Source organism: Dyadobacter sediminis (assembly GCF_005860765.1).
GTDB lineage: Bacteria > Bacteroidota > Bacteroidia > Cytophagales > Spirosomataceae > Dyadobacter > Dyadobacter sediminis.
In genome coordinates this window covers 955,075-977,059 of record NZ_VCEI01000025.1, presented here as the reverse complement: position 1 = coordinate 977,059, position 21,985 = coordinate 955,075, and the positions used below count along the sequence as shown (strand labels likewise).

The window sequence follows — 21,985 nt, the reverse complement described above, 5'->3', positions numbered from 1 at the left end:
TCTGTTATTTACACCTAACTCATAGCTCCGATGGTTACCTGAAACACCGCTTGAAAGACATTTTTAGTCAAAAATAAAATCAGGAGCGGGCAAACACTCCTGACGTAAACGGATTAAAAATTATCCCGGAACATGCAGTTCATTAACTCGCTGACAGGCAGTTAAGCAGGATTGTTATTGCTAACATTTCAACCAATTCACTGTAAACTTATGAAAAAACATTATCATCTACGGCAGGGATTGCTACCCAAAATCATGCGTCTGACATTTTACCAGCTAATGTGCATTGGTCTGTTCTCGGCAATGGCTTTTGCACGCAATTCGCCGGCACAGGAGCTTCTGAACAAAGATGTTACGATGGAGCTGAAAAATGTAACCCTGAACAAGGCATTACAGAGAATCGAACAGGAAGCAAAGGTGAAATTTGCTTACAGCAGCAATTTGCTGAGCCTTAAACAAACCGTCAGCATTGAGGCACATCAGGAAAAACTTGAAAAAGTGCTCAACAGACTGCTTACGCCGCTTGAAATCGGTTACAGCGTCCGGAATAACCAGATTCTTTTATCCAAAACTTCCAAAAAAACAAGTGCTCAGGAAACACCGTCGGAACCCGCCGCAACGCAGGCTCATGCAGAACTGACCATCAAAGGAACCGTGACGACGCCGGAAACCAACGAACCGCTGCCGGGCGTAAGCATTATTCTGAAAGGAACACAGCGCGGAACCACAACGGACGTTTCGGGTAATTTTCAGATCGAAGTACCGGATGCCAATGCCGTGCTGATCTTTTCATTTGTGGGTTATTTGTCTCAGGAAATTGCAGTCGGCAACCGTACTTCGCTGAATGTGGCTTTGCAGCTGGACACAAAAGCTTTGGACGAAGTCGTGGTGGTTGGTTACGGCACACAGAAAAAATCCACGCTGACCGGCTCGATTGCTTCGGTAAAAGGAAGTGAAATCGCGGAAAATCCGGTTCCCAATATTTCCAATTCCATTGCAGGCCGCGTGGCTGGCGTGAGCATGCGTCCGAACGGAGGACAGCCCGGAAGCGACTCGCCGCAGATCTACATCCGCGGCATCGGTACCACGGGAAACAACAAGCCGCTTGTCGTCGTGGACGGCATTATCCGCGACAATATCGGCCAGATTGATCCGGGTTCCATAGAGACCGTAACGGTACTGAAAGATGCGGCTGCGGTAGCGCCTTACGGGCTGGGCGGCGCAAACGGCGTGCTTTTAATTACAACCAAAAAAGGCGCAGCGGGCGCTCCTACCCTGTCATTCAGCAGCTATTACGGTACGCAGACGCCCACTTATTATCCCAAGCTACTGAGTGCGCAGGATTACATGCGGCTGAAAAACGAAGCCTATCTGAACGAAAACCCGGCGGGCACGCAACTGCCTTTTGCACCGGATATGGTTGAAAATTACATCAACCTCAACCGCGAAGATCCCGACCGCTACCCGATCAGCAATACTAAAGAACTGGTGAACATGAAAGCGCCCATGCAGAATTACACCCTGCAATTAAGCGGCGGTTCGGAACGCATCAAGTATCAGGCCGGGCTGGGTTTTCTGAAACAGAACGGCATGTTTGATCCGGTGAAATATGCGCGTTACAGCTACAACATGAACATCACGGCGGAAGCAACCAAAACCACCTCCGTGTCATTATCACTGATCGGATCGGTGGAGCGCGTTTCTTCGGTAGATACCGCTGTTTCCGCCGGCAACCTTTTCAGGAACGGTTTCAAGTATATTCCAACCAGAAGCCTGTATTACAGTAACGGGTTATGGGGAGAATTTGCAGGAAATTCGCCGGTCGGGATCCTGAATGCAGGTTACACGCGCAATACCAGCACCACGCTGCTCACGACCATTGCCATCGAACAGAAACTGCCTTTTATCAAAGGGCTTAGTTTAAAAGGAACGTTCAGCTACGACCCCAACCAGCGTACGAAGAAAGGTTATCACAAACCTTTCTACTACTACACGCAGGACCTGAACACCACGCCTTACACGTACAAGCGGGAAATTTCCACTTCCGAAGGCGGCGCAGCGGCATTTTCCTGGCTGGCGCAGCAGTTTATCAAAACACAGACGTTTACATACCAGGGTTACCTGAATTACCATAATACATTCGGCAAGCATGATGTTACCGGATTGCTTGTTGCGGAAGCCCGGAACAATACGTACGAGCTGTTTACGGCACGCCGCAACAACTTTGCCGTGGATGTGGACGAGCTGAACATGGGCAGTTCCAATAAAAACGATTTTGACAACGGCGGAACCTCTTCCACAGGCAGCCAGATCGGATATGTGTATCGCATCGGTTATGCATATGCAGGCAAATATCTGCTGGAAGCCTCCGGCCGTTACGATGGCCACTACTACTTTGCGCCGGGCAAAAGATGGGGTTACTTTCCGGCATTCTCGGCAGGCTGGGTTTTATCGGAAGAAGGTTTTATCAAACAGATCAACTGGATCGACAACCTGAAAATGCGCGGCTCCTGGGGAAAATCCGGAAACCTTGCCGGAACCGCTTTTCAGTATCTGACGGGTTACAACCTCAACGGAAATGCCTATGCTTTCGGTACGGGTTCCATGGTGCAGGGCGCCGTAGTGCCGAACGAACCCAATACCAATATCACCTGGGAAATTGCCACAAAAACAGATATCGGTATGGAAGCCTCTTTCTGGCGTGGATTGCTGACGCTGGAAGCCGATTACTTTCATGAAAAACGGACGGGCATGCTGTTGCCTCCGGCTGTCAGCGTACCGGTGGAATACGGATTGGCACTGGCTGATGAAAATGGCGGAATTATGGAAAACAACGGGTTTGAGGTCAGTGCCGGTACCAACTATAATTTCCAGAACAACCTGCGGCTCGGGATCACAGCAAATGTAAGTTTTGCCAAAAACAAAATGATCAAGGTATATGAAACGGCCGCGACCCGCAACAATCCGAACAGAAGCCGCACGGGACGCCCGCTCGGAACGCAGTTTGGTTATAAAACGCTCGGGATTTTCAGTACTGAGGATGATACCAATGACGACGGCATCATCAATTCCGCCGACGGTTACAACATTGCACAATTCGGAACGCTGCACCCGGGCGATATCCGCTATGCCGACATCAACGGACCGGCCGGTGTTCCTGACGGCAAAATTGATTCCAATGATGAAACCGTGATCGGAAATCCGGTTTATCCGTTTCTCAGCTACGGGCTGAATGCCAATGCAGGCTGGAAAGGATTTGACCTGAACCTGTTTTTCCAGGGATCGTCCATGGCGGACCTGGATATCCGCCAGTTCCAGACCATTCCGTTCAATAACAACAACAGCAATTCCAGCTACGAATATTACGATAACCACTGGACGCCTGCAACCCAGGATGCACGTTACCCGCGTGCTACGCAGGCACCTTATGCGAACAACACGCAGCTTTCCGATTTCTGGATGCAGAATATGAACCACATCCGGCTGAAAACGGCCATCATCGGTTACACGCTTCCGTCCCGTCTGACTAAATCGATCAAAATCCAGAACGTACGGATTTATGCTTCGGGACAAAACCTGTTTACACTCAGCAAAATGAAGTTTATGGACCCGGAAGTAGGTTATACAGACCGCGAAACAGCTTATCCAAACCAGAAAATCTATGTTTTCGGGCTTAATGTGACATTCTGATTTATACAAAGCATTGAAAGAACTATGAAAAATATCAAACAGCTCATTTTTGCCACGGCACTGGGAATCTGCTTTTTTACCACTTCCTGCAAAGAGGATTTTCTGGACAATCAGATCAAAAGCCGGCTGACGGATGACATTCAGTGGGCATCGGAAGGAAATGCAGATCTTTTCCTGAACGACATTTACAGCACGCTTTCCAACAAATGGAATTCACCCGATAACCTCGACAACTTTACCGACGACAACGACGCGGGATTTTACTGGAAATCGTATAGCTGGCGGCAGGGAATCGTGGACCCGGCCGTGAACCTCGGCACACCGATGGATCATGCAAACGGCAATGCAACGGATTATGCAACGTGGAGCGCAGGCTTTCTGAAGATCAGGAAATGCAATTTGTTTATCCAGAAAGTAACCGAAAACAAAGCCAACTTTTCCGAAGCTTACATGAAGAAACGCTTCGATGAAGTCCGGTTTTTACGCGCTTACTATTACTCCGAAATGTTCATGCATCTGGGCGGTCTGCCGATTATAACGGAAGTGCTGGACAGAAATACGATGACAGAAGCTGAACTGTACCGCGAGCGCAGCACGTTTGAGGAAACGTTCAATTTCATCATCAAAGAACTGGACGAAATTGTAAACAACAATGCACTGGCTGTCAAGTACAACGGAGGCGATGCCGATGCCGGCAGGGCTACGCTCGGTGCCGCACTGGCTTTGAAAGGCTGGCTGGAACTGTACACGGCGAGCCCGGCATTCAACACGGCGACTCCGCCGGTAGGAAGCGATCCCAATAAACTCGTTGCATTCGGCAATTACGATCCGAAAAGATGGGAAAATGCAGCGGCAACGAACAAAAAATTCATGGATACGTTTGGCGGGCAATACAGTCTTTTCCCGGACATCAATGCATTATGGTGGGAAAAAAATGAATACAATCCGGAAATCATCTGGGACCGGCAGATCGTTTCAGTGATTATGGGTTCCAACTACGAACAATACGGCGGCCCGGTCTGGATCGACGGGGTTTATTATACGTGGGGAAATTACTGTCCGACGCAGGAATTGGTGGATCAGTTTGCAATGGCCAACGGAAAACCGATCACGGACCCGACTTCCGGATATGATCCGCAGAACCCGTACAAAAACCGGGAAAAGCGCTTTTATGATTTCATTGTATACGACGGCGCACCCTACAAGCAGGACTGGATGGCAAAAGTGGACACGATTTACACGCGGATCGATAAGGTACGGCCTTCCAAAAACCAGATTGATTTCGGAACAGATGATGTAGGAAACACAGGTTATTATTTCAAAAAGAAGATCAATCCACTGAAACCAAGGGGCGGTGCGGCGAGCGGCCAGAATTACGTTTATTACCGCTATGCCGAAGTTTTACTGAATTATGCGGAAGCACAAAATGAAGCAAAAGGCCCGGACGCAAGTGTTTATGCAGCAATCAACGCCATCCGCAAACGTTCGAATTTGCCCGATCTGCCGGCCGGTCTGACCAAAGACACCATGCGTACCGCCATCCGTCGCGAAAGGCGCGTGGAACTTTGCTTTGAAACCAAACGGTTTTACGACATTATCCGCTGGGCAATTGCCGAGGACGTCATGAACAAGGATTTTCACGGCATGAAAATCACCAACAGCTCACCGAATGACAACAAAGGCAAATGGATTTACGAAGTCGTCGGGCTGAATCATCCGCACGTTTTTACCAAAAAGATGTACATGAACCCGATTCCGCAGCCAGTTATTGACCAGAACAAAAAAATCCTTCAGAATCCGGGTTACTGATTTAGGAAGTAATGCATTTTGAAACAGCAGGCTTGTCGCGCTTTCGGGTGCGACAAGCTTTTTTTATTTGATGAAAAGGCAAATTCCTTTTTTGGCTACAACAACCATAGATCAGACTACAGACATTCGTCCGGCACAGCGCAACTTTGCATAAAAAAAAGCAACATGAAAATCATATTAACAGGATCATTAGGACATATTGGCAAGCCGCTCACAGAAATGCTCGTGCAAAAAGGACATGCCGTTACGGTCATCAGCAGCAAGCCCGAAAAGCAGCAGGACATTGAAGTACTCGGAGCAACGGCGGCAATCGGCTCGCTGGACGAAGTGGGTTTTCTGGCTGATACCTTTGCCGGTGCAGATGCAGTATTTGGCATGATTCCGCCTAATTACGCCGCTCCGGATCAACTGCAATATTATACTTCAGTCGGCAATTCTTATGCGCAGGCTATTGTGCAAAGCGGCGTAAAACGCTTCATCCATTTAAGCAGTTACGGCGCTGATCTGGACAAAGGAACAGGAATTATTCTGGGTTCAAACCGGGTAGAAAGCATTCTGAACGCCATTCCGGGCCTGAATATCACGCACATGCGGCCCAGTTATTTCCACTATAATCTGTATAGTTTTCTGGACATGATCAAACACACCGGAGTGATGGCGGCAAATTACGGCGGAAATGATATAATAATTCTGGTTTCACCGATGGATATTGCCGCGGCCATTGCGGACGAACTGGAAACGCCTGTGAACGGCATGAAAGTACGCTATGTAGTGAGTGAAGAGCTTACGGGAACTGAAATCGCCGGAGTTTTGGGAGAAGCCATTGGAAAGCCGGATTTAAAATGGGAAATTATATCCGACGAACAGATGCTCAACAACCTGCTTTCAAACGGCATGCCGGAAACGCTTGCCGGAAAAATGGTGGAAATGTTCGCAAGCATTCACAGCGGTGCATTGTCGGAAGATTATTTCCGGAACAAACCGGCAGAAATGGGGAAAGTGAAACTGAAAGATTTTGCCCGTGAATTTGCCATTGAATTTGAAAAAAATTAACAAAATGCCGTCATGACCAACATGCAGCCGTATACGATCCGGACGATCCGTGAATTTCATCAGTTCAGGAAGTTGCCCAAGCCCAAACATCCGCTGATCAGCCTGATCAATTTTGCGGACATGAAGATGCTGAAAAAGGACGAGCCGAAAAGTTTGGTGAACAACTTTTACTCCATTGCGCTGAAACGGAATTTCAATGCAAAGATGAAATACGGACAGCAGGAATATGATTTTGACGAAGGCATCATGATCTTTATTTCGCCGGGACAGGTTATTTCGATCGAGGCGGATGAAGAAATCCGGCATTCGGGTTGGTTGCTGCTCGTTCATCCCGATTTTCTCTGGAACACGCCGCTTGCCAATGCCATGCGGAAATACGAATATTTCAGCTACTCGGTCAGCGAAGGCCTGCATTTGTCGGAAAAAGAAGAAAACACGGTTATCGGCATCATGCAGAACATCGAGCAGGAATATCATGCCAGTATCGACCAGTTCAGCCAGACCGTAATGATTGCCCAGCTTGAATTGCTGCTGACGTATGCGGAGCGGTTTTATCACCGGCAGTTTATTACCAGAAGAGTCGCCAATCATCAGATCCTGAATCGGCTGGAAACCAATCTTGCGGATTATTTCAATAACGGATCGCTGGTAAATAAAGGATTGCCTACGGTTCAGTTCATTGCTGATGCGCTGAACGTTTCGCCCAATTACCTGAGCAGTCTGCTGAAAGTACTGACGGGCCGGAGCACGCAGCAGCATATTCACGACAAACTGATTGAAAACGCCAAGCAAAAATTATCAACCACAAATCTGTCGGTCAGTGAAATCGCCTACGAACTGGGTTTCGGGCATCCGCAGTCGTTCAGCAAGTTGTTCAAGACAAAAACGAACGTATCGCCGCTGGAATTCCGACAGTCGTTTAACTGAGAAAAGGGATAAAGGAAACTGGAAAAAGGGATCAGGGAAGATTTGGAATGATGATGAGCATTTGGGCTGGAATGATATTTTTCCGCCAGCATCAGACTTTAACATGTTCATTAAAATTTCAAGATTATGAAAAATATACTGATGATTCTGACTTCGCACGCGGATATGGAAAATACAGACAGCAAAACGGGTGTCTGGCTTGGGGAATTTACCGATCCCTATTACGAGTTCATCGATCAGGGTTACAAAATAGAGCTGGCCAGTCCGCAGGGCGGCAAGCCGCCGGTTGATCCGATGAGTCTGCTTACTGAAAACATCACCGCTTCCAACCGAAGGTTCCAGAATGACGAAGCGGCACAGCATGCATTTAACAACACAAAGCGTCTGGAAGAAGTGGATGCTGCGGCGTTTGATGCCATTTTCTATCCCGGTGGCCACGGCCCGATCTGGGATCTGGCGACCAATCATGCAAGTGGTCGTATGATACTGAATACTTTGGATGCAGGCAAACCCGTTGCCGCAGTTTGCCACGGTCCGGCCGCGCTGCTTGCTGCCGAATTGCTGAGGCCCGGTTTTCTTGCCGGCAAAAAGATTACCGGTTTTACTAATACAGAAGAAACGTTATCGCTTCGCGCCAGTAATGTGCCTTATGAACTGGAAACGCGTTTGAAAGATAACAATGCCGATTTTCACTCCGCAATCATTCCGTTTACAGTACACGTTGAAGTGGACGCGCTTCTGGTAACCGGCCAGAATCCGTTATCAGCAGGCCCGACAGCAAAAGCTTTAATTCAAATCCTGGAAAACCAGCCGGTCGGGGTAAGCTGATCAAAAGAAAGCATATGAAGCATTTCAGCAGAAAAGCAGCCCGATGGCTGCTTTTCTGTTTTATGTTACTCCGTAGTTAAACAAAATTACGGATTCCGGAATAGTAAACCAACGCTGCGAGCATGCCGGGATGAACGGGAAAATGGGTCCAAAGCAACTGCTTTTCTTTAAATGCAACAATGTTGCATTTAAAGAAACTTTCATTAATTTTACGGCATTACATAAAAGCAGGCGGGCTTCTGCTGCCTGCCGGATTAACGCAGTAAGAAAATGAACAGAACAGACTTTGAAGTTATCATTATTGGCGGAAGTTACGCCGGCCTTTCCGCTGCCATGAGCCTTGGCAGGTCACTCAGACAAACATTGGTAATCGACAGCGGGAAACCGTGCAATGCGCAGACACCGCATTCACATAACTTCCTGACGCATGACGGTGAAACACCGAAACAGATTGCAGCTTCCGGCAAATTGCAGGTGGAAAAATATCCTACCGTTCATTTTTATGACGGAAAGGCTGTGACCGGAACCAAAACAGAAAACGGATTTGAAATTACAACTTCGGCAAACAAACGGTTTACTTCCAGAAAGCTGATTTTCACAACCGGGCTGAAAGATCGGATGCCGGAGCTGGAAGGCTTTGCGGATTGCTGGGGAATTTCCATTCTGCATTGCCCCTATTGCCATGGCTACGAAGTTAGAAATGAAAAAACAGGCATAATCGGAAATGGTGATGCAGGATTTGAAACAGCAAAAATGATCCTGAACTGGACCAAAGACCTGACTATTTTCACCAACGGGAAATCAACATTCACGCAGCAACAGGCGGAAAAACTTACAGAACACGGAATCGGCATGGTTGAAAAGGAAATAGCCGCTTTATCACACGACAAAGGCAAGATCAGGCGCATTGTATTCAAGGATAACAGCGAAGCAGCCGTTTCAGCCATTTATGCACGGCCGCCGTTTGCACAGCATTGTGACATTCCGGAACAGCTTGGTTGTAAACTTTCTGAAAATGGCTTGCTTCAAGTAGACATGTTCCAGCAAACCACCGTTCCCGGCATTTATGCAGCAGGTGACAATTCCAGCTTCGGAAGAGCTGTTTCCGTATCGGTTTCATCAGGTGCCATGGCGGGCGCATTTGTCAATAAGGCTTTGATAGATGAAGCATTCTGAGTAACACCGCCGGAAAACATGGCAAAAAACAGCCCATTTCAGCCATGAAGCGAAGTCTGAAAGCTGATTTTGAAGTTACGGTTTTCGGGTCAGGTGTGGAAATGACAAAGAATGAAATGCATTATACGCAGACGGTATTTTTTGGTTTGGGACAAAAGCATATCTTTAAAAAGTTTAGTAACAAACCACAATCAAAACCCAAGCAACATGAGCAAAATCACTGTAAAAGACGGCACCGAGATTTATTACAAAGACTGGGGAACAGGACAGCCCATCGTTTTTCATCACGGCTGGCCGTTGTCAGGAGATGACTGGGATGCACAAATGATGTTTTTCCTGAAAGAAGGATTCCGGGTTATTGCGCATGACCGCCGGGGACACGGACGGTCCGGCCAGAGCGCGGAAGGACATGAAATGGAAACTTACGCAGCTGACGTTGCCGAGCTTGCAGAAGCACTTGATCTGAAAGATGCCATTCATGTTGGACATTCCACCGGCGGCGGCGAAGTCATCCGGTATGTTGCAAAATACGGACAGGGCCGCGTTGCCAAAGCCGTGCTGGTCAGTGCGGTAACGCCTGTGATGGCACAATCCGAAAGTAATCCGGACGGCATTCCGATGTCCGTTTTTGATGAAATCCGCGAAGGTACCGCCACGCAGCGGCCACAATATTTTCAGGATTTTACAATGGCTTTTTACGGCTATAACCGCGAAGGTGCAAAAATTTCAGAAGGCATCCGGCACAACTGGTGGCGTCAGGGAATGATGGGCTCCATCAAAGCACATTACGACTGTGTCAAAGCCTTTTCAGAAACGGATTTCACCGAAGACCTTAAAAGCGTGGATGTGCCGGTGCTGATTCTGCACGGCGAAGACGATCAGATCGTACCGTTTGAACTTACGGCGGTAAAAGCGGCAAAACTGGTTAAAAACGGCAAGCTCATCTCCTACCCCGGTTTCCCGCACGGCATGCCGACCACGGAAGCGACAACCATCAATGCGGATATTCTGGCATTTATCAAGTCGTAACAAGAAAAACATAAATTAAACTTAATAATCAGAAAGCTGTCAACTATATTGACAGCTTTTTTTATAAATAAATAGCTAATTCGGTTTTTAACATGACGTTTGATCATAAAAGGTATTCAGGAAATGCAACGGTTCTGCAGTCCTATATGGATGAATACATTGTGGAATGTCCGAAATGTAAACAGGCAGCATTTGTAAGGACCGACAAACCTTATCAATTTAAAAGTGGAAAATTAACCTGCTACAATTGCCATCTTGTAGAAAAAGCTATTGATAGAATCAGGTATAATGCTGTGATTAAACGCACTTGTCCTTATTGTGAAAATACTCTTGAGCAATGTGTACCTGATAATAAGCAAAAATCAAGCAGCATTATTGTTCACTGTCCCCATTGCAAACTTATTAGAGCATTTGAGCCTGATAATGAGGAATATATTTTAAAATATAACGACTCCGGCTTGAACGACCCGATTTTTGGATTGCCGCTATGGCTGCAATGTGAAGTCAAGGGAAATGTTTTCTGGGCATTGAACAAAAGACATTTGAATGAAATCAGTGATTACGTGTCATCGACTTTGAGGGAACGGCTTACAACGGATTATACGACCATGGTTGAAAAGCTGCCCAACTTCCTCAAAGACCGGAAAAACAGAACAGCCATCCTGAAAGCGGTCGGCAAACTTTTGGCAAAATAGAACACTGGCACAAATAACATTTTCCGGTTTAACAATCCCGTTTTCTGAAATACATGCGCATTCAAATCCGGCCTGAATCCGGAATATGATCAGGATCCGATTTCCGGATGAAAATTTCCTTTGCTAAAATATCTACTCTCCTTTGCGCATCACGCCCTTCCCGGTTTCTGCATACTGTTCACAAACTAAACTTCCTGAACGCAGCCGGAGCTTCAAACCGGAAATATTCAACTATATAATGAACAGTAAAAATAATCGAATAATCCTTTTTTAATATAAGCCTTGTTTTGCAGCCTGCTTACGCCTGCTTATGCGCACAAAGGAAATCGGACGGATAAAAAATCAGTTTGCGCATGCAAGCGATAAACAAGTAAATGGACTGCCAACGATTAGAGAATAAATTACCTAAACCCAAAATGCATGAGAAAGATAACGGCTATGCTTAGCCCTGTTTTATTGTTGTTCATTACACTCCTTTGCAATCCGGCCTACGCACAGAACCAGCCGGCACGTACCGCCGTCAGTACTACCGGATTTGACCTGAAAAATGGCGACCGCGTTGTATTTCTTGGCAATTCACTGTTTGAAAACGACTTTCAGTTTGGTTATCTGGAACTGGCGCTCACAACCCGTTTTCCTGAACGGAACGTAACTTTTCGTAACCTTGGCTGGTCCGGAGATAATGTATGGGGTGATGCCCGCAGCACTTTTACCAATCCGCCTACTGCTTATCAGCACCTGATGCGGAACATTGCGGATGCCAAACCCACCGTTGTTTTCCTCGGTTACGGCGGCATTGAAGCGCAGGAAGGAGAAGCGGGTCTGGCTAATTTCAGGAACGGCCTGAACAGCCTGCTCAATACAATGGATTCACTTGGTGCAAAAACCATTTTGCTGTCAACAATTCCGGTGTTCTCGGAAGACACATCCATAAACCTGTCCAAACGAAATGCGGATCTGGAACTGTACAGCAATGCCATTTCCAAAATTGCCTCCGAGCGCGGCAAGCAGTTTATTGACATTTACAAACCCATTCAGGAAATCAGCAAAAAGGAAAACATCATCGAAAACGGTGTTCACCTGAATGAAACCGGATATTATTATCTGGCCAATGTGCTGGAAAAAGGGCTGGGCCTGAAAGCAGAGAAAGAAACAGCTGCCATTACGGTTTCCAAAAAGGAAACCGTTGCTTCCGGCAATGCCAAAATGCTTGGTTCGGGCAATGATCTGAAATTCACGATCCATGAAAAGTTTCTTCCGCTTCCGGCTCCGGCATCCGCTGCCAAAATGCCTGATGATGCACCGGTACTTAAAATATCCGGTTTGAAAAAAGGTTTTTACACACTTACGGCCAACGGCATCCAGATTGCCGCAGCTTCTGCCGGTGACTGGGAAAAAGGAGTTGAAATAAAGCAGGGACCGTCTTATACGCAAGCGATTGAAATCCGTGAAATGATCAATCGGAAAAATGAACTGCATTTTTTCCAGTACAGGCCCATCAACGAAACATACATCATCGGATTCCGTTCTTACGAACAAGGCAATCATGTTAAAGACCTTAAAGATCAGGATATTCTGATCAAGTACCTGGAAGGACAAATTGCACTGAACCGCATGCCGAAGGAAACAATTTATCAGCTTAGTGCCTTGAAGTAAAAAAAGGAACATGATATAGTCATGGGTTGCCATGGTCAGGTGAAAAGTGACATGAAGTGGTCATGGGTTGTGATTTTAGGTTGAAGAAGAAAAGGGAAATGAGATGGTTATGGGTTGTGAGGGCCAGTATGACTATAAGCTTGAGTGAAGTTGGATTATTGGGCAGTGTAACGTTTGATTTTGCTTGATTTGACAGTCATTAACACACATCGGGCAAGGTTAAATTAAATTTCAAGAACAAAACGGAAAGAAAAACATCATTTAATAACAAAGCAAACCGCTAGAAGCTAACAGCCAATAGCTACAAGCCAACCGCAAAACAAACATGAAAGCAATAAAACTATTTTACGGAACCCTGCTCCTGCCGCTGATCGTGCTGATGACCTCAACGGTAAACCAGCGAAATACATATGAAGACCCGGATCCTGCCAAGGAACTTGCTTCCTTCAAGGTGGCCGAAGGTTTTGAAGTGTCGCTTTGGGCCGCAGAACCTTTGGTAGCAAAACCGATTCAGATGAACTGGGACGCCGATGGCCGCCTTTGGGTTGTAAGCAGTACCGCCTATCCGCACCTTAAAACGGGCGAAGTGGCCAATGACAAGATTTTTGTGATTGAAGATACGGATAATGACGGCAAAGCGGACAAAACGACCATTTTTGCAGAGGGCCTTACTACGCCGACCGGCATACTTCCGGGTGACGGCGGCGTGTATGTTGCCAACTCGACCGAAATACTGCATTTTGCCGATACCGACGGCGATGGAAAAGCGGATAAAAGACGCCGCATCCTCAGCGGATTTGGTACTGGAGATGCGCATCACCTCATCCATACCTTCAGATGGGGACCGGAAGGAAAGCTGTATTTCAATCAGTCCATTTATATTTTCAGCCATGTGGAAACACCTTTCGGCATTAAAAGACTGGAAGCCGGCGGCGCCTGGCAGCTGAACCCGAAAACACTGGAACTGGACGTGTATTCCAGAGGGCTTGTGAACCCGTGGGGACTGCAGTTTGATCAGTGGGGACAATCCTTTATGACGGATGGCGCCGGCGGTGAAGGAATTAATTATGCATTTCCGGGCGCTACTTTTGTGACTGCACAGGGTGCCGAAAGGATTATCCGCGGCCTCAATCCCGGACAGCCGAAGCACAGCGGGCTCGATGTGGTTTCAGGCAGGCATTTGCCGGATGCGTGGCAGGGAAGAATGATCACAAACGACTTCCGGGCAAACCGGGTGAACAGTTTCAAACTGAGCGAACAGGGAAGCGGCTTTTCATCCAAACAAATGGAAGATCTGATCTGGACCAATGACGTCGCATTTCGACCGGTGGATATTAACGTAGGCCCGGACGGGGCTATTTATATTGCCGACTGGTACAATCCGATTATCCAGCACGGAGAAGTAGATTTCTTTGATCCGCGCCGCGATCAGGAACACGGGCGTATCTGGAAAATTGTGGCTAAAAACCGTCCTCTGGTAAAAACGCCTAAACTGAACAAAGCTTCTGTCAGTGAATTGCTTGAATCTTTGAAAGTACCGGAAGACCTTACACGCGCCAATGCAAGACAAGTACTGAAAGAACGCGGTTCCAAAGAAGTAATCCCGGCTCTGCAGGCCTGGGTTGGCAATCTGGATCAAAAAGATAAGAATTATGAACACAATCTGCTGGAAGCACTTTGGGTATATCAGGCACTGGATGTTGTGAACGAACCGCTGTTGCTGAGCGTGATCAATGCTGAAAGTCACAATGCACGTGCGGCCGGCTTGCGTGCGCTTGAATTCTGGCATGCCCGAATCGCCAATGTACCGGCTATTCTTGCCAAAGCTGTGAAAGACCCACACGCGCAGGTCCGGCTGGAAGCGGTCATTGCACTTCGTAAAACCAAAACGCCCGAAGCGGCACGCGAGGCACTTTCGGTTCTGGATTCACAAATGGACGAGTTTCTGGACTTTGCACTTTGGCAGACTGTCCGTGAACTGGAACCGGTATGGGTTTCACGTATAAAAACACAGCCTGACTTTCTGGGCAATGCAAAAAAAACGGTTTATGCCTTGAAATCAGTGAGTTCGCCGGATGCCGTTTCTCAACTGATCGGCTTATACGGTAAAAACCAGGTACCGGAAGAATACCAGAAAGATGTGCTCAGTTCCATTGCCAAATACGGCCAGACCGCAGATTTGAACATGCTGCTTGATCTGACGGTGCAAAACAAAGATAAAAATGTAAATGCACAACTGGCAACGTTGGTCGATGCCGCCAGCCAGCGGAAAGTAAATCCGGACAAAAGTCCCGAACGCATTGCAGAATTCATCGGAAACGAAGATGAAACAACAAGTTTCAGCGCCATTCGCCTGGCCGGTTTATGGAAACTGCAACAATTGAACGGCCGTCTGACCAACCTCGTCCAGACCGGAACGCCCGGCACCAAAAAAGCAGCATTGGGCGCACTGGGCATGATCGACAGGGAAAAAGCAATAAAGCTCATGACTGAAATGACCGGCCCGAAAAACACACCGGAAGTACGCATCATTGCCGCTTCACAGCTAGCCGCTTACAATCCCGCCGAAGGCGCACGCATTGCCACGGAACTGATGCGGACTTTGCCGGCGGATACCGATATACGTGATCTTTTTATGGCATTCATCCCAAGCAACCCGGCAGCGGCAGCATTGGCCGAAGCCATTGCAGCCAATAAAATTCCGGAAGCAACGGCAAAAATCGGAAGACAGCTTGTACAGGCGCGTGCAGGCTGGACTCGTCAGCGGATTACGGAAATTACGGACCTTAACAAAGCGCTGGAAGCTTCCGGCGGAACGCTGCCGGTCCAGAATATGCCTCAGGAACTCAACGACAGGGATATTGCAAGCCTGGCTGCAGTAGTGGCGGATAAAGCGGACCCTGCCAAAGGCGAACTTGTTTTCCGCAGGGCCAGCACAAGCTGCACAACCTGCCATGCCATCGGAGGTGCCGGCGGCCATATCGGACCGGACCTGAGCAGCCTTGGCACCAGTTCGCCGGCAGAAACCATCATCCGTTCCATTCTTTATCCCAATCTTTCCATCAAAGAAGGCTACGACCTGAAACGCGTGGTTAAAAAAGACGGCTCCGAATTGATGGGTTATCTGATCAGCGACGGTTCTTCGGACATCATTATACGCGACGTTGCGGGCAAAGAAGTTTCGGTTGCCAAAAGCCAGGTTCAGGTAATGGAAAAAGTGCCGGGCTCGCTGATGCCTCCGGGACTGACTGCCAGCCTGAGCAAGCAGGAGTTTGTGGACCTTGTCGGGTTCCTTTCCAAAATGGGAGAATCGGGCGACTTCCGCGTTTCGAATACGCGCTTTGTCAGAAACTGGGAATCTGTCAGTGCGGACAAGCAAACTGCCTCCAGAATGCTGAGCACCGGATCGTTCATCACCGGAAAAGGAGCAAAAGTAACTACACAGCCGATTTACAGCAAAGTAGCCGGCACATTGCCGATGGACGAAATTCCTGAAATGGAAAATGAAAACGGCAAACGTTTCAGCATGGTCCGGTTTGAAATTGAAATCCTGACCAAAGGAAACGTAAATCTCGGCTTTAATTCAACAAATGGCATTACGGTCTGGGTTGACAAAAAACCTGTCAAGCTAAGTGAATCCGGCATTGCCGTTGATCTTCCGCAAGGAATTCATGTATTTACACTGGCTATCGACCGTCAGTTGTTCAAACAGAATGCACTGAGCGTACAATTGCAGGATGCAGAGAACGGAGGTGCGCAAACGCGTCTGGTAATGGGAAGATAAACAGAAAAGAAACGTATTTTTAAATACAAACAGCCCTGACAAAGCAGCCTGCAACCCGTTTGCTGCTAAGTCAGGGCTGTTTTTTTATATTTCTATTTCAAAAGAACTAAGTAGCTTTTGGCAAATAGCTGCTAGCTAACAGCCAAGAGCTAACAGCCGACAGCTACTTTTTACCTTTGAATTTAGGCGGCTGAACATACAGATCAAATGTCATGGCAAACCCGGAAGTCCGGAGCGGAACAGCGCCTTCAATCAGTCGGGTACTTAAATTTTTTCTGTACCCGGCCGAAACTTCCATTCCGATCATACTGCCCAGTTTTCTGTTGTAGGTTACGGCCATATCCACATCCACCCGCCTGCATACATCGGGAACTTCGCTTGCCCAGTGATTGGTATAATACGTTCTCGTTACGGATTCAGCTTTCAGATAAAGAATGTCATTGGCCGAAAGATTTCTCCGCCAGGCTATTTTCTTTGGAAGCATGATTTCAAAACCGGCGTTTTCAGCATAGTTATGATTATAGATCAGAACAGGCAGAATAGTCAGCTTATAACTCTGATTAAACAAGATACCGAAACCCAGTTCCTTGTTCAGCGACTTTTTCCGGAGATATGAAGCAGACAACGTATAATTCACAGGAATTTGTCTGAATGACAACTCAGCCGTATTTCCGCTTTTATTGAAATGCGAAGTTGCAATCAGCCATGAGCTGCTGTCCAGCCTGACCACAGCATTGACATCCAGCGCATAGGAACGCAGGTTCCAGTTACTCATCCGGCTGATCGGGTTTTCACCCGTTGTTTTCAGTTCAAACTGCTCGGTACGGTAACTCGGGCCCATTAACACGGTCACTCTTTCGCTGTGTACGACCGGTAGCCATACTCTTGCAAAATATTCTTCATGCGTGTACCGCCGGGAACCTGCATTCGGAAAGCTGTACACTTTCCCCGGAGCATGCGTATTTCTGAAAGTCAGCCATTTGGACGGCGCCATGCCGGATAGCCCTGGTTTCAGGGATTGGCAGAAAGAATCAGCATGCATCAAACAGCAGAAAACGGCAGCCGCTTTCCAGTAGCGAAATAGCATAAGGTGATGAATTAGATGCTGCATGAACATTGTTGGATTGCCATTAAGTTCCTGACAGCAAGCGCTTCAACCGAAAACTAAATCATCAATCCGGCTTTATGGTCAGAAGAAAGCCGGCATGCAGAAGAATCGGCATAAATCTTATACGGCAGCTGTTTCCGTTATTCTGCATTTACAGGCGTCCCGATGATGAGACTACGGTGTGCCAATCCCCAGAAATGCAGTTCTTCCATTACTTTTTCCAATGACATGCCATGTTCTGTAATGGCATATTCCACCGTGGGCGGAAAAGTATCCAGAACACGCCTCGTTATCAGCTTGTTTGCTTCCAGATTCTTCAACTCTTTCGACAGCGTTTTATCGGTTATTCCCGGAACTTCCCTTGCCAGTTGCCCGAACCGCTTTTTACCCGACGACAGCGCAAACAGGATCAGCAGCTTCCATCTTCCTTCCAGCACTTCCAGTGCATCTTTGATGGAAAGCGCACTTTTCGGACATCCGCCTTTGGTTAACATTTTTGCTTCGAATAAAAGGTTTTCACGATACTATCCAACCGGGAAGTACTATCCGGAATGGAAGTACTATCAGGCGTAAAGCAAAGATAGATACGTTTGCATGAACAAAATCGATAAAGAGATGACCAACCAGCAAAAATTTTCAGGTACCCTGCATTTTGCCCTCTGGACAGCACAGGTGTTACTGGCCGCCAGCATGGCGTGGGGAGGTGTAATGAAACTGTTTTATCCCGCTGCACAATTATCCGGAATGTGGCCGTGGACAAGTGCGGTATCTCCCGCCCTGCTGAATTTCACCGGAATCGTTGATCTGTTGGGAGCAGCCGGGCTGATATTGCCTGCACTGACCCGTATCCAGCCAAAACTGACGCCGTTTACAGCCTGTGCAGTCATTATGCTGATGGGATGCGCAAGTATTTTTCACATCATGCGGAACGAAGCCTCAGTAATCGGGGCCAATGTCTTTTTTGCCCTTACGGCCGTTTTTATAGCATGGGGAAGATTTGTAAAAGTTCCTGTTTTACCGAAATGACCCATGCAAAGACATGGATGAGAAAAACGGTAAAAATGTCTTTTGGGTAGAAAGCAGGCCTTTATTATTTTTGAAAAAACAATTACAGTCGATAATAGCGGATGTTTACAAAATGGAATTTGTTGCTTGACAGTATCGCGGATGGCATTCTGATGCTCGACAAAGATGGCCATATGATCTATTGTAACCCGATGGTCACACAGATTACTGGCTATGAGGAACATGAACTGCTGAATCAATCTTTTTCAAAGCTTAACGATGAAGTCGCCGATGCAATCAAGACGGAATATGCGCTGAACATGGCGTTCAGAACGGGCCGGTTTGCAGCTGAAGGCTGGAAGTCCCATAAAGCACAGGGCCGCTTCTGGGGCCAGGCCATTCTTGCACCGGTTTTCGACGATGCACAGCAGTTTCAGGGTTACAGTTGTGTCCTGCGCGATAATAACGAAAAGAAAAAAGAAGAAATAAGCCTGCGGCATAGTGAAGAGCGCTATCGCCTTATGGTCGAAGGTGTAAAGGATTACTCCATCTTCCTGCTCGATACGGAAGGCCATATCGTGACGTGGAACGATGGAGGCAAGTACATTCAGGGTTATTCTGCCAGTGAAATCACAGGCAAGCACTTTTCCATTTTTTATACTTCGGATGACCTTGCCAGTAAAAAGCCGGAAATGGAACTGCGTATTGCCAGGCAAACCGGTATGTATCAGGAAGAAGGCTGGCGTGTCAAAAAGAACGGTTCTGTATTCTGGGCAAGTATCGTACTTACGGCACTGTACAACGAGCATAATGTTCTGATTGGCTTTTCCAAAGTAACCCGCGACTTGTCTGAAAGACAGAAAAACGCTGAATCGCTCCGGGAAAGTGAAGAGCGCTATCGTTCCATTGTGGAGCAGGTAAGCGATTATGGCATTTTTATGATGGATGAAAAAGGCAGGATCGTAAGCTGGAATGAAGGTGCAAAAAGAATAAAAGGCTATGATGCCAAGGAAATCATAGGCAAGTACTTTTCCATTTTTTACCAGGAGGAAGACATTCTGAACGGCAAGCCGGCTTATGAACTTACCGTAGCAAGGGCCGTTGGCAAATATGAAGAAGAAGGATGGCGACTGAGAAAAGACGGAGAACGTTTCTGGGCAAATATTGTCATTACCGCCATCTATAATACGAGCAGGAACCTGATCGGTTTTTCAAAAGTGACCAGAGATCTGACGGAAAGAAAGAAGACGGAACAGGCGCTTAAAGAAAGCTACCAGAGTTCACGTCAGCTGGCCGAAGAGCTGACTGCCACCAATGCCGAACTGTCTGCTGCAAACCAGGAACTGGAGCAGTTTACTTCCATTGTTTCGCATGATCTTCAGGAGCCGGTCCGGACGCTGAAAAGTTTTCTGCAGCTTATGAATATGAAGCTGGATCAAGGGCAGTTTCAGGACCTGAAAACCTATCTTGAAAAGTCGATCCATGCGGCAAACAGGATGAAGGGCCTGATAACCAATCTGCTGGACTATTCGCAGATCAGCAAAAATGAACTGGTAAAAGAAAATATCAAGATAACAGAACTGATCGATTACACACTTCAAAATCTGAAAGCGTCCATTGATGCTTCAAAAGCTGAAATCACCGTGGCGATTGATCCCGCCACGCAATGCATCGACGCCGACCGCATCCAGCTTGTTCAGCTTCTGCAAAACCTGCTGAGCAATGCGTTGAAGTACACCGACGACAAGGTGCCGCAGATAACCATCCGGTGCAAAGCGGAAAACGGATATGTGAAATTTCAGGTGACTGATAACGGAATCGGGATCGATCACAATGACCTGAACAAAGTATTCGATGTTTTCAGAAGGCTGCATACGGTCAAGGATTATCCGGGCACAGGAATGGGGCTTGCCATCGCCAAAAAAGTAGTGGAACGCCATCAGGGCCGGATCTGGCTCGAATCCGAACCGGGCAAAGGCACGACATTCTATTTTACAATCAGGGAAAGCTAGGACAAACGATACAGATTATGCGAAAATACAAGATATTGATTGTGGAAAACGATGAGGACGAGCTGTTCTTTATGAAAGAGTCTTTTAACGCTTCCGGTCTGTTTGATATCATCGGCGATGTAAAAAACGGCAATACCTTATTTGAATGGCTTTCGGACAAGTCAGCCCAGGTCATGCCCGACATCATTTTATCGGACCTGAACATGCCGGGCAAAAACGGCTACGATATCCTTTCTGAAATCAGGGAAAAAGAGGATTATGCCCGTATTCCTGTTGTTATCACGTCAACTTCCTCCATAAAATCGGTGATGGAAAAATGCATTCGGATGGGTGCGTCTGATTATCTGGTGAAGCCGGAAAGCTTTATTGACTACTCTTCCTATGCAGAGGATCTGTACAACCGGTGCAATTTGAAAATTCTGGGCTAGCCTTTCATCATTCGCAATTTCCAGGATACGGTTAAAAAAACCTGTCAGTGGAAACCCTTTTTAATTTAAATGAAACAACTCTGATTTGCGGTCGATGAGCTTTTCATTTTTAAGCAATGCCAGAATAACCAGTCCGACAATTACACATACCGCAATGAGCAGCATGAAAATAATGAATCCGCCGGCAGCCTGGCGATGTGCGCTCTTGACGGCTTTTCTTCCGATATCCGACTGAATATCGGCAATGGCATGCAGTGTGGAAACGCCATCCTGAAAAATTTTTCCGCCCTGATTTTCAAACAGCACAATGGCCTCTTTACGCCTGCTGGTTTGTTCCAGCCGCAGAACCGAATTTTCCAGCTTTATATACGCTGTCATATCCGCCTTGAATACATTCAGCTTTTCCTCCTCTGCACTGATCAGTCTGGTTTTTTCAAAACGGCTGATCAGACTGTCGCTCTGCGCGTTGTCTTTTACAAGCTCCATTTTCAGCTCCTGGATCATCAATGGAGACTGCCCGGTCAGAAAACTTTGCATCAGCAGCCTTTTGCGGTGAAAAAGTTCGCTCAGATGTACAAGGTCCACTGCCGGTTTCAGCCTGTCTGCATACACGGACTCTATGCTTTGTTCCATGTACTGAATGGCTTGAATCATGCTCAGAGAGGCCAGCGCAACAACGGCCAGAATACCGGTCAGCAGTGCAGCTGCTTTCACTTTCTGACGGATGAAGTAAGACCATTTCATAGCTTCGGTTGATTTAAATAAAGTAATGGTTTGATTTTGAT

Annotated in this window: 16 protein-coding genes; 13 read left to right on the top strand and 3 right to left on the bottom strand. The window is 47.2% G+C overall.

The genetic code is table 11. The features are described 5' to 3' along the window. Window positions 1–210 precede the first annotated feature (210 nt). From FEM55_RS16240 to FEM55_RS16195, 10 genes are all read left to right on the top strand, one after another. On the top strand, window positions 211–3,690 hold the full coding sequence (locus FEM55_RS16240; RefSeq protein WP_229209296.1) for a TonB-dependent receptor: 3,480 nt from the start codon (window positions 211–213) through the stop codon (window positions 3,688–3,690). A 24-nt stretch (window positions 3,691–3,714) separates the two neighbouring features. Further along, window positions 3,715–5,499: a RagB/SusD family nutrient uptake outer membrane protein gene (locus tag FEM55_RS16235; protein WP_138282389.1), complete on the top strand. Its 1,785-nt coding sequence runs from the start codon at window positions 3,715–3,717 to the stop codon at window positions 5,497–5,499. 165 nt (window positions 5,500–5,664) lie between these two features. Further along, entirely contained in the window at window positions 5,665–6,552 is an 888-nt protein-coding gene (locus tag FEM55_RS16230) for an NmrA family NAD(P)-binding protein (RefSeq protein WP_138282388.1), read from the top strand. 12 nt (window positions 6,553–6,564) lie between these two features. Continuing rightward, window positions 6,565–7,479 (top strand): helix-turn-helix domain-containing protein, encoded by a 915-nt coding sequence (locus FEM55_RS16225; RefSeq protein ID WP_138282387.1) that lies wholly within the window; start codon window positions 6,565–6,567, stop codon window positions 7,477–7,479. Between the two features lie 126 nt (window positions 7,480–7,605). Beyond that, a complete protein-coding gene (locus tag FEM55_RS16220; RefSeq protein WP_229209295.1) occupies window positions 7,606–8,307 on the top strand; it encodes a type 1 glutamine amidotransferase domain-containing protein in 702 nt (233 codons plus the stop codon). A gap of 270 nt (window positions 8,308–8,577) precedes the next feature. Beyond that, window positions 8,578–9,483 carry an NAD(P)/FAD-dependent oxidoreductase gene (locus FEM55_RS16215; protein WP_138282386.1) on the top strand — a complete coding sequence of 302 codons (906 nt, stop codon included), beginning with the start codon at window positions 8,578–8,580 and terminating at the stop codon, window positions 9,481–9,483. 207 nt (window positions 9,484–9,690) lie between these two features. Then, window positions 9,691–10,512 carry an alpha/beta fold hydrolase gene (locus FEM55_RS16210; protein ID WP_138282385.1) on the top strand — a complete coding sequence of 274 codons (822 nt, stop codon included), beginning with the start codon at window positions 9,691–9,693 and terminating at the stop codon, window positions 10,510–10,512. A gap of 146 nt (window positions 10,513–10,658) precedes the next feature. Continuing rightward, window positions 10,659–11,207, top strand: coding sequence for a hypothetical protein (locus FEM55_RS16205; protein WP_138282384.1), 549 nt, complete (start codon window positions 10,659–10,661; stop codon window positions 11,205–11,207). Window positions 11,208–11,627: 420 nt separating this feature from the next. Next, on the top strand, window positions 11,628–12,863 hold the full coding sequence (locus FEM55_RS16200) for an SGNH/GDSL hydrolase family protein (RefSeq protein ID WP_138282383.1): 1,236 nt from the start codon (window positions 11,628–11,630) through the stop codon (window positions 12,861–12,863). Window positions 12,864–13,188: 325 nt separating this feature from the next. Continuing rightward, the gene (locus FEM55_RS16195) at window positions 13,189–16,647 is read left to right on the top strand and encodes a PVC-type heme-binding CxxCH protein (protein WP_138282382.1); all 3,459 of its coding nucleotides are present in this window, start codon (window positions 13,189–13,191) and stop codon (window positions 16,645–16,647) included. 163 nt (window positions 16,648–16,810) lie between these two features. Here the strand turns inward: FEM55_RS16195 and FEM55_RS16190 are convergent, their stop codons facing one another. Together FEM55_RS16190 and FEM55_RS16185 are read right to left on the bottom strand one after the other, a co-directional pair. Beyond that, a complete protein-coding gene (locus FEM55_RS16190; RefSeq protein ID WP_229209294.1) occupies window positions 16,811–17,641 on the bottom strand; it encodes a hypothetical protein in 831 nt (276 codons plus the stop codon). 254 nt (window positions 17,642–17,895) lie between these two features. Continuing rightward, a complete protein-coding gene (locus tag FEM55_RS16185) occupies window positions 17,896–18,249 on the bottom strand; it encodes a winged helix-turn-helix transcriptional regulator (RefSeq protein WP_138282381.1) in 354 nt (117 codons plus the stop codon). Between the two features lie 100 nt (window positions 18,250–18,349). Here FEM55_RS16185 and FEM55_RS16180 point away from each other — a divergent pair, with 100 nt between their 5' ends. The 3 genes from FEM55_RS16180 to FEM55_RS16170 all read left to right on the top strand — a co-directional run bounded on the left by FEM55_RS16180 (window position 18,350) and on the right by FEM55_RS16170 (window position 21,200). Then, entirely contained in the window at window positions 18,350–18,781 is a 432-nt protein-coding gene (locus tag FEM55_RS16180) for a DoxX family protein (protein ID WP_229209293.1), read from the top strand. A gap of 122 nt (window positions 18,782–18,903) precedes the next feature. Continuing rightward, window positions 18,904–20,772: a PAS domain S-box protein gene (locus FEM55_RS16175; RefSeq protein ID WP_229209292.1), complete on the top strand. Its 1,869-nt coding sequence runs from the start codon at window positions 18,904–18,906 to the stop codon at window positions 20,770–20,772. A 17-nt stretch (window positions 20,773–20,789) separates the two neighbouring features. Further along, complete coding sequence (locus tag FEM55_RS16170) at window positions 20,790–21,200, top strand: response regulator (protein WP_138282379.1); 411 nt, start codon at window positions 20,790–20,792, stop codon at window positions 21,198–21,200. 60 nt (window positions 21,201–21,260) lie between these two features. Here FEM55_RS16170 and FEM55_RS16165 read toward each other — a convergent pair whose 3' ends face one another. Beyond that, window positions 21,261–21,944, bottom strand: coding sequence for an MCP four helix bundle domain-containing protein (locus tag FEM55_RS16165; protein ID WP_171036581.1), 684 nt, complete (start codon window positions 21,942–21,944; stop codon window positions 21,261–21,263). Window positions 21,945–21,985 lie beyond the last annotated feature (41 nt).